Origin of the sequence: Pseudomonas sp. NPDC088429 (genome assembly GCF_044753305.1) — a bacterium.
Lineage (GTDB): Bacteria > Pseudomonadota > Gammaproteobacteria > Pseudomonadales > Pseudomonadaceae > Aquipseudomonas > Aquipseudomonas rustica.
On record NZ_JBIVMX010000036.1, the window covers coordinates 41,381 to 50,123 of the forward strand.

At 58.6% G+C, this 8,743-nt stretch carries 8 protein-coding genes, 1 tRNA gene and 1 pseudogene; 5 read left to right on the forward strand and 5 right to left on the reverse strand.

The features are described 5' to 3' along the window. From ACIP66_RS18155 to ACIP66_RS18175, 5 genes and pseudogenes are all read left to right on the forward strand, one after another. Positions 1-842: pseudogene (locus ACIP66_RS18155) on the forward strand (glycine dehydrogenase (aminomethyl-transferring)); the annotation flags it as partial. A 186-nt stretch (positions 843-1,028) separates the two neighbouring features. Further along, the gene (locus ACIP66_RS18160) at positions 1,029-2,405 is read left to right on the forward strand and encodes an L-serine ammonia-lyase (protein WP_400649657.1); all 1,377 of its coding nucleotides are present in this window, start codon (positions 1,029-1,031) and stop codon (positions 2,403-2,405) included. Positions 2,406-2,572: 167 nt separating this feature from the next. After that, positions 2,573-3,697, forward strand: a complete 1,125-nt coding sequence (gene gcvT / locus ACIP66_RS18165; RefSeq protein ID WP_400649660.1) for a glycine cleavage system aminomethyltransferase GcvT — start codon at positions 2,573-2,575, stop codon at positions 3,695-3,697. Between the two features lie 404 nt (positions 3,698-4,101). Further along, positions 4,102-4,314: a cold-shock protein gene (locus ACIP66_RS18170; RefSeq protein WP_003227496.1), complete on the forward strand. Its 213-nt coding sequence runs from the start codon at positions 4,102-4,104 to the stop codon at positions 4,312-4,314. A 97-nt stretch (positions 4,315-4,411) separates the two neighbouring features. Then, positions 4,412-4,900 carry an RDD family protein gene (locus ACIP66_RS18175; RefSeq protein ID WP_400649662.1) on the forward strand — a complete coding sequence of 163 codons (489 nt, stop codon included), beginning with the start codon at positions 4,412-4,414 and terminating at the stop codon, positions 4,898-4,900. A gap of 136 nt (positions 4,901-5,036) precedes the next feature. On the opposite strand, the gene nadA is transcribed toward ACIP66_RS18175, so the two are convergent. The 5 genes from nadA to ybgF all read right to left on the reverse strand — a co-directional run. Next, positions 5,037-6,095, reverse strand: a complete 1,059-nt coding sequence (nadA, locus tag ACIP66_RS18180) for a quinolinate synthase NadA (RefSeq protein ID WP_008080237.1) — start codon at positions 6,093-6,095, stop codon at positions 5,037-5,039. A gap of 271 nt (positions 6,096-6,366) precedes the next feature. Next, positions 6,367-6,442 (reverse strand) — tRNA-Lys (locus ACIP66_RS18185). Between the two features lie 62 nt (positions 6,443-6,504). Further along, a complete protein-coding gene (gene queC, locus ACIP66_RS18190; RefSeq protein ID WP_053123071.1) occupies positions 6,505-7,197 on the reverse strand; it encodes a 7-cyano-7-deazaguanine synthase QueC in 693 nt (230 codons plus the stop codon). 1 nt (position 7,198) lies between these two features. Continuing rightward, a complete protein-coding gene (gene queE / locus ACIP66_RS18195; protein WP_159812532.1) occupies positions 7,199-7,846 on the reverse strand; it encodes a 7-carboxy-7-deazaguanine synthase QueE in 648 nt (215 codons plus the stop codon). A gap of 166 nt (positions 7,847-8,012) precedes the next feature. Beyond that, positions 8,013-8,743, reverse strand: a 731-nt coding sequence (gene ybgF, locus ACIP66_RS18200; protein WP_400649667.1) for a tol-pal system protein YbgF, incomplete at its 5' end; no start/stop codon positions are given.

The window sequence follows — 8,743 nt, forward strand, 5'->3', positions numbered from 1 at the left end:
GCGGCCAGGTGTACATCGACGGCGCCAATATGAACGCGATGGTCGGCCTGTGCGCACCGGGCAAGTTCGGCGGCGACGTCTCGCACCTGAACCTGCACAAAACCTTCTGCATCCCCCACGGCGGTGGCGGCCCGGGCGTCGGCCCGATTGGCGTCAAGTCGCACCTGACGCCGTTCCTGCCTGGCCACGGCCAGATGGAGCGCAAGGAAGGCGCGGTCTGCGCGGCACCGTTCGGCAGCGCGAGCATTCTGCCGATCACCTGGATGTACATTCGCATGATGGGCGGCGCCGGTCTGAAGCGCGCTTCGCAACTGGCGATCCTCAATGCCAACTACATTTCCCGTCGCCTCGAAGAGCACTACCCAGTGCTGTACACCGGCAGCAACGGTCTGGTGGCGCACGAGTGCATTCTGGATCTGCGTCCATTGAAAGACAGCAGCGGCATCAGCGTTGATGACGTCGCCAAGCGCCTGATCGACTTCGGCTTCCACGCGCCGACCATGTCGTTCCCGGTCGCCGGCACGCTGATGATCGAGCCGACCGAAAGCGAATCCAAGGAAGAACTGGATCGCTTCTGCGACGCCATGATCCGCATCCGCGAAGAAATCCGCGCGGTGGAAAACGGCACGCTGGACAAGGACGACAACCCGCTGAAAAACGCTCCGCACACCGCAGCGGAACTGGTTGGCGAGTGGACGCACCCGTACAGCCGCGAGCAAGCCGTTTACCCGGTTGCATCGTTGGTTGAAGGCAAATACTGGCCTCCGGTCGGTCGTGTCGACAACGTCTTCGGCGACCGCAACCTCGTCTGCGCCTGCCCGTCGATCGAAAGCTACGCTTAAACGTGTTGGGGGCGAATTTCTCGCCCCCACCGCCTCACCTTTAGGAGCTGCCGAAGGCTGCGATCTTTTGATCTTGCTGTTGAAAGATCAGGATCAAAAGATCGCAGCCTTCGGCAGCTCCTACAGGGGGATGTAACCAGCCTGATGTTTCGCCAATTCCTATAACAAGAAACCGGAGAACCACTCATGTCGTTAAGCGTGTTCGACCTGTTCAAGATTGGCATCGGCCCCTCCAGTTCCCACACCGTCGGCCCGATGCGTGCTGCTGCGCGTTTTGCCGAAGGTTTACGCCGTGAAAACCTGCTGACGGCCACCGCCAGCGTTCGTGTCGAGTTGTACGGTTCCCTCGGTGCCACTGGCAAAGGCCACGGCAGCGACAAAGCCGTGCTGCTCGGCCTCGAAGGCGAACATCCCGACACTGTTGATACCGAAACCGTCGCCGCGCGCCTGCAGGAAATTCGCGGCAACGCTCGCTTGAACCTGCTCGGTGAACACAGCATTGCGTTCAACGAGAAAGAACACCTGGCGATGATCCGCAAGCCGCTGGCCTACCACCCCAACGGCATGATCTTCCGCACCTTCGATGCGGCCGGGTTGCAGATCCGCAGCCGCGAGTACTACTCGGTCGGTGGTGGTTTTGTCGTCGATGAAGACGCAGCCGGTGCCGATCGCATCGTCGAAGACGCGACGCCGCTGACCTTCCCGTTCAAAAGTGCCAAGGATTTGCTCAGCCATTGCACCACCTATGGTCTGTCGATCAGTCAGGTGATGCTGACCAACGAAAGCGCCTGGCGCCCGGAAGCGGAAACCCGCGCCGGCCTGCTGAACATCTGGCAAGTGATGCAGGACTGCGTCGCTGCCGGTTGCCGTAACGAAGGTATCTTGCCCGGTGGCTTGAAGGTCAAACGCCGAGCGGCAGCGCTGCATCGGCAACTGTGCAAGAACCCGGAATCAGCATTGCGCGATCCGTTGTCGGTGCTCGACTGGGTCAACCTGTACGCCTTGGCAGTGAATGAAGAAAACGCCAACGGCGGCCGCGTGGTCACCGCACCCACCAACGGCGCGGCGGGGATTATTCCGGCGGTGCTGCATTACTACATGCGTTTTATCCCCGGCGCGAATGACGACGGCGTGGTGCGGTTTCTGCTGACCGCTGCGGCCATCGGCATTCTCTACAAGGAAAACGCCTCGATCTCCGGCGCCGAAGTCGGCTGCCAAGGTGAAGTCGGCGTGGCCTGTTCTATGGCCGCCGGCGCGTTGTGTGAAGTGCTCGGTGGCAGTGTTCAGCAAGTTGAGAACGCCGCAGAAATCGGCATGGAGCACAACCTCGGCCTCACCTGCGATCCGATTGGCGGACTGGTGCAGGTGCCGTGCATCGAGCGCAATGCGATGGGCTCGGTGAAAGCCATCAATGCGGTGCGCATGGCCATGCGCGGCGACGGCCAGCATTTCGTCTCCCTCGACAAAGTCATCCGCACCATGCGCCAGACCGGCGCCGACATGAAAAGCAAATACAAAGAGACCGCGCGCGGCGGTCTGGCGGTCAACATTATTGAATGCTGAACCTTATTTAACGTCGCCTCCCTCAGGGAGACGATCGCACTTAGCCCCCTCTCCCTCCGGGAGAGCAACGTAACTAACTCCCTCTCCCTCCGGGAGAGGGCTGGGGTGAGGGGCTTTTGATCTTGATCTTGCCCTTACCCCAAACCCAAATTTCCAAGGAGCCACGCATGTCCACCGAACAACTGTCGAAAACTCCACTTCACGCCCTGCACATCGAACTCGGCGCCCGCATGGTGCCCTTCGCCGGCTACGACATGCCGGTGCAATACCCGCTCGGCGTGATGAAAGAACACCAGCACACCCGTGAACACGCCGGGCTGTTCGACGTCTCGCACATGGGCCAGATCCGCCTGACCGGCGCCAACGCCGCCAAAGCCCTGGAAACCCTGGTGCCGGTGGACATCATCGACCTGCCGGTGGGCATGCAGCGTTACGCCATGTTCACCAACGAGACCGGCGGCATCCTCGATGACCTGATGGTCGCCAACCTCGGCAACGACGAACTGTTCCTGGTGGTCAACGCCGCGTGCAAGGATCAGGATCTCGCCCATCTGCAAAAACACATCGGCGATCAGTGCACCATTACAGAGCTGTTCGAAGAGCGCGCCCTGCTGGCGCTGCAAGGCCCGGCAGCCGTTACGGTGCTGGCGCGCCTTGCACCTGAAGTCGCGAAGATGACCTTCATGCAATTCAACCGCGTGTCGTTGCTGGGCGTGGACTGCTTCGTCAGCCGCTCGGGCTACACCGGTGAAGACGGTTTCGAAATCTCCGTTCCTGCCGCCGATGCGGCAAAACTCGCCCGTGCCCTACTCGCCGAACCGGAAGTCCAGGCCATCGGCCTCGGCGCCCGCGATTCGTTGCGCCTCGAAGCCGGCCTGTGCCTGTACGGTCACGACATGAACACCGAAACCACACCGATCGAAGCCAGCCTGTTGTGGGCGATCTCCAAGCCCCGTCGTGCTGACGGCGCGCGGGCCGGTGGTTTCCCGGGTACAGAGCAGGTATTCGCACAGCAACAGAATGGCGTCGCACGTAAACGCGTCGGCCTGCTACCGCAAGAACGTACCCCGGTGCGCGAAGGCGCTGAAATCGTCAACGAAGCCGGCGAGATCATCGGCAGCGTGTGCAGCGGCGGTTTCGGTCCGACTCTCGGCGGGCCTTTGGCGATGGGTTACCTCGACAAGGCTTACAACGCGATCGATACCGTCGTATGGGCCATCGTGCGTGGGAAAAAGGTGCCAATGCTTGTAAGCAAAATGCCATTTGTTCCGCAACGCTACTACCGTGGTTGATTGACTGTTTCTATAAGTAACGCGGTTGCGTTAAACGTGCACTAATGTGTAACGCAACCGCCATAAAACAGTGCATCTCCCACCCTTCTATTCGAATATGAACTTTGCTTATAACGTTCGAAAACAATTGAACAAGCGAATCGCCTAAGCCGCACTAGTGAACTGACTAATTGCCATCAAGCGTAGGCAAACCGGGGCCTTCACGGGGGCTTGTTTTTTCTCCCGTAGTTGGCGTAGAGTTTGTTCACTGTGTTTGCATGGGTCAGCTTTGAATCGTGACCTGGGCAGTAGCCTACAAGTTAGCTACATCCCGTTCGACGTCTTCTTACTCTCCTGCAACCAGCCCCAGTACTCTTTCATGTGAAAGAGACTGTCATTAATTTTTGCGTCAAAGGAAATAAGAAATGTCCACACGTCAGAGCGGTACCGTCAAGTGGTTTAACGACGAGAAAGGTTTTGGTTTTATCACTCCAGAAAGCGGTCCGGATCTGTTCGTGCATTTCCGCGCCATTCAGGGCAACGGCTTCAAGAGCCTGAAAGAAGGCCAGAAAGTGACTTTCGTTGCTGTGCAAGGCCAGAAAGGCATGCAGGCTGACGAAGTACAAGCAGAAGCCTAATCTTCTGTAACGAAAAAGCCCCTGATATTGATATCAGGGGCTTTTTTGTGCGCGCGAACCCGTAAAATGGCGCTTCCTTTCGCGTCCAGAGGCTGCCATGTCGAAAAACCTGCTCACGCCCCAGGGCGATTTTCCTGCCGTTGGCCTGGGCCGTCGTCTGGCCGCGATGTTCTATGACTTTCTGCTGTGCACGGCACTGTTGATCGTCACCGGTTTCATTTACAAACTGATCCAGGCCGCGATCATCGGCGAAGAACGCCTGCGCGTGCTGACCGATGCCGGAAAAATGGACGGCGATCCGCTGTATTCGACGGTACTGTTGTTGGTGCTGTTTGGATTCTTTGCCAAGTTCTGGACACATGGCGGGCAGACACTGGGCATGCAGGTGTGGGGGATTCGCGTGCAAAACGCGGATGGCAGCGCGATCAGCCTGTGGCAGGCACTGTTGCGGTTTATGGTGTCGATTGCGTCGTGGCTGTGCGTGGGGCTGGGTTTCTTCTGGTCGCTGTACGACAAGCAGAAACGCACGTGGCATGACATCTATTCGGATACGCGCGTGGTGCGAATCCCGAAGAAGACCAAGTAACTTCCAGACACTGAATACGAATGTAGGAGTGAGCCTGCTCGCGATCGCGGTATGTCAGTCAACATATTCGTTGTTTGACACGCCGCGATCGCGAGCAGGCTCACTCCTACAGGTTTTGTGTTGTATCTGAAAAATCTCAGGCGTTACCGGCCAACTTCATCCGTGCAGCCTGGGTGAAGTCGAGCATGCGCTTCAACGGACGAATCGCCTGCGGAATCAGCGCCGGATCAACAAAGATCTCGTTCGTGCCTTCCTTCAAGCTCTTCAGCGTGCGCTCAAGGGTGTTCATGGCCATCCACGGGCAATGTGCGCAACTGCGGCAAGCTGCGCCGTTACCGGCGGTTGGCGCCTCGATGAAGACCTTGTCCGGGCACAGCTGTTGCATCTTGTAGAAGATGCCACGGTCCGTCGCGACGATCAGCGTCTTGTTCGGCAACGACTGTGCAGCGGCAATCAGCTGACTGGTTGAGCCCACGGCGTCTGCCAGCTCAATCACCGAGGTCGGTGACTCCGGGTGCACCAGAATCGCGGCGTCCGGGTACAGCGCTTTCATGTCTTCGAGCTGCTTGGACTTGAACTCCTCGTGGACGATACAGGCACCGTCCCACAACAGCATGTCGGCGCCAGTCTTGCGCTGGATGTACGTCCCCAGGTGCTTGTCAGGGCCCCAGATAATCGTCTCGCCGTTGTCCATCAGGCTTTCGACGATCTCCAGCGCGCAACTCGATGTCACCACCCAGTCGGCTCGCGCTTTAACAGCAGCGGAGGTGTTGGCGTAGACCACCACCGTACGCTCCGGGTGCTGATCGCAGAACGCCGAGAACTCATCGACCGGGCAACCCAGATCCAGCGAGCAGGTTGCCTCAAGCGTCGGCATCAGCACGCGTTTTTCCGGGTTGAGAATCTTCGCGGTCTCGCCCATGAACTTCACGCCGGCGACCACCACGGTCTTGGCCGGGTGGGCGTTACCGAAGCGCGCCATTTCCAGGGAGTCGGACACGCAACCGCCGGTTTCTTCGGCCAGAGCCTGAATCACCGGGTCGCAATAAAAGTGGGCAACCAGCACCGCGTCCTGAGCCTTGAGCTCGGCGGCGATGGCGGCACGGTAATAAGCCTCTTCCTCAGCCGTCAGCGGTTTGGGCTGCTTGGCATCGAGGTGGGCTTGAACCAGAAGGCGTTCGGAAATCTGCGTCATGTTCGCAAGACCTGCAGGCGCGTTCGCGCGAAAGTCGAGTATACACCCGGCTCCGGACCGCTTGAGGGTACCGCCGGGAGAGTGAGTATTATCAGGCACGGACAGCATTGAAGCTGCGCAAGGCTACAGAATATCCCGTTGATACAAAAGATCATTCTGACCTGCGTCAGCGCTGCTGACACTGAAACGACGCGGGGCCGAATTGCAGGCAAAAAAAAACCCGGAAATCCTCACTTGCGTGGGCCTTCCGGATTTTCTAAACCGCCAAAAATGGTGGGTCGTGTGGGATTCGAACCTACGACCAATTGGTTAAAAGCCAACTGCTCTACCAACTGAGCTAACGACCCGCTGTGTGGTGGCGCGTATAATACTGATTTTTAAGGACTATTCAACACCTTTTTGAAAATAATCAAAAATAAGGTGTTGGGTCGTCCACACCAGCGGCCGCGAAGCCTTCCGCACGCAGGCGGCAGCTGTCGCATTTGGCGCACGCGCGGCCTTCATCGTCGGCCTGATAGCAGGAAACGGTGAGACCATAATCAACGCCCAGCTTCACGCCGGCCTGGACGATCTGCGCCTTGCTCAGGTTCTGCAACGGCGCCTGGATGCGGAAGCCATTGCCTTCCACGCCAGCCTTGGTTGCCAGGTTGGCCATGCGCTCGAACGACTCGATGAACTCGGGACGGCAATCCGGGTAACCGGAATAGTCCACCGCGTTGACACCGATAAAGATGTCGCGCGCGCCAAGCACTTCTGCCCAACCCAATGCCAACGACAGGAACACGGTGTTACGTGCCGGCACGTAGGTCACCGGAATGCCTTCGCCGAGTTCTTCTGGAATGTCGATGCTGGTGTCGGTCAGGGCCGAGCCGCCCATGCCGTTCAGGTTCAGGCCAATCACTTTGTGCTCGACCACACCCAAATCGCGGGCGACGCGTGCAGCGGCGTGCAATTCGGCGTGGGAGCGCTGACCGTAGTCGAAGCTCATGGTGTAGCAGGCGTAACCTTCAGCGCGGGCCATGGCCACGACCGTTGCCGAGTCGAGACCACCGGACAGCAGGATTACCGCACGTTTTTCGTTAGTGTTCAGTTGTTCAGTCATATCAGCGCCCCGGCTCATCATTCCATAGATATTTATGCAGCTGCAGTTGCAACCGCACTGGCAGGTTGTCTGCCACCACCCAGTCCGCCAGATCCCTGGCATTGAGGTCATGATGACTTGGCGAAAACAGCACTTCGCCCGCACGTCGATCAAGCCCGTACTGAATCAGTTTCGATACCGCCCAGTCATAGTCTTCCCGCGAGCAGATGACAAACTTCACCTGATCGTTGGGGGTCAGCAATTCGATATTTTCGTAACGGTTGCGATGGGCTTCTTTCGAACCCGGCGTTTTCAGGTCAACCACGCGACTGACGCGCGGATCGACCGCCGAGACGTCGAGGGCGCCGCTGGTTTCCAGCGAGACCTCGTAACCGGCATCACACAACTGTTTAAGCAGAGGAATGGCATTGGGTTGTGCCAGCGGCTCACCGCCGGTGACACAAACGTAGCGCGGACGAAATCCGGCCACTTGCTCGAGGATGTCGTCGAGGCTGCGCACGGTGCCGCCACTGAACGCATAGGCGCTGTCGCAGTATTGGCAACGCAAAGGGCAACCGGTCAGGCGCACAAAAACAGTAGGCAGCCCGGCAGTCCGCGTTTCCCCCTGCAAAGAGTAGAAAACTTCGGTGATTCTCAATGTGTCTTGCATAGTCGCCACGGGCGTAACAGCTAAACAGGCTGTCCGCCTCCGTCAGGCACTTCAGGCAATCCCGCCAACGCGTAGACCGCAAGAAGCGTGTTTCAGAAAAAGGGCGTGAATTCTAACGAAAAAACCCGCGACAAGCGCGGGTTTCTTCTTGAAAGGTCAAACGGCCTTACATGCGTTGCAGATCGCGTTGGGCCAACTGAGCGGCGGAGGTACCCGGATATTGGGCCACCACCTGCTGCAGAATGCCTTTGACCTTGTCGGTGTGACCAAGGCGGCGCTCTACATCAGCCAGCTTGTACAGCGAATCCGGCACTTTGGCGTGCTTGGGATACAGCTGCGAAACCTTGGCGAAAGCCTGACCCGCACCTTGCAGATCGCCTTTGGCCAGGTTCACTTCGCCCAACCAGTACTGGGCGTTGCCCGCGTATTGGCTGTTCGGGTATTTGCGCAGGAAAGCGGCAAAAGCCTGGCTGGCCTTGTCGAAATCCTTGGCTTTGATCAGGTCGAAAGCGGCATCGTAATACAGCTTTTCTTTGGCCGGATCAGCCGGTTCGCTACCCGCGGCCGGGGCCTGGGTTGCTGCAGCAGCAGCCCCTGCACCAGCGGCAGCACCGGCAGCAGCGCTTGCGTCGCCACCGGCAGAAGAATTCTCGGGAGTCGCGGCAGGTGCAGCACCGGATCCTATGCGCCGATCAAGATCCTGGTATCGCTCCAGGGATTCCTGCTTCATGCGCGCAACCTGATTCTGCAGTTCTTCAATCACGCCTTGCTGGCGCGAGATCTGATCCTGCATCTGTTGCAATTGGTTGAACAGCATGCCTTGTGCCGAGGCAGGGGCCGAAGCCGCTCCCCCGGCATAGGCGCCGTTCGTACCGTAACCTGCAGGCGGATAACTGC

Excerpts from the sequence above, each read along its gene's own strand:
- ACIP66_RS18160 (WP_400649657.1), top strand. The coding sequence starts at position 1,029 with ATGTCGTTAAGCGTGTTCGACCTGTTCAAGATTGGCATCGGCCCCTCC.
- gcvT (WP_400649660.1), top strand. The coding sequence starts at position 2,573 with ATGTCCACCGAACAACTGTCGAAAACTCCACTTCACGCCCTGCACATC.
- ACIP66_RS18170 (WP_003227496.1), top strand. The coding sequence starts at position 4,102 with ATGTCCACACGTCAGAGCGGTACCGTCAAGTGGTTTAACGACGAGAAA.
- ACIP66_RS18175 (WP_400649662.1), top strand. The coding sequence starts at position 4,412 with ATGTCGAAAAACCTGCTCACGCCCCAGGGCGATTTTCCTGCCGTTGGC.
- nadA (WP_008080237.1), bottom strand. The coding sequence starts at position 6,095 with ATGACGCAGATTTCCGAACGCCTTCTGGTTCAAGCCCACCTCGATGCC.
- queC (WP_053123071.1), bottom strand. The coding sequence starts at position 7,197 with ATGACTGAACAACTGAACACTAACGAAAAACGTGCGGTAATCCTGCTG.
- queE (WP_159812532.1), bottom strand. The coding sequence starts at position 7,846 with ATGCAAGACACATTGAGAATCACCGAAGTTTTCTACTCTTTGCAGGGG.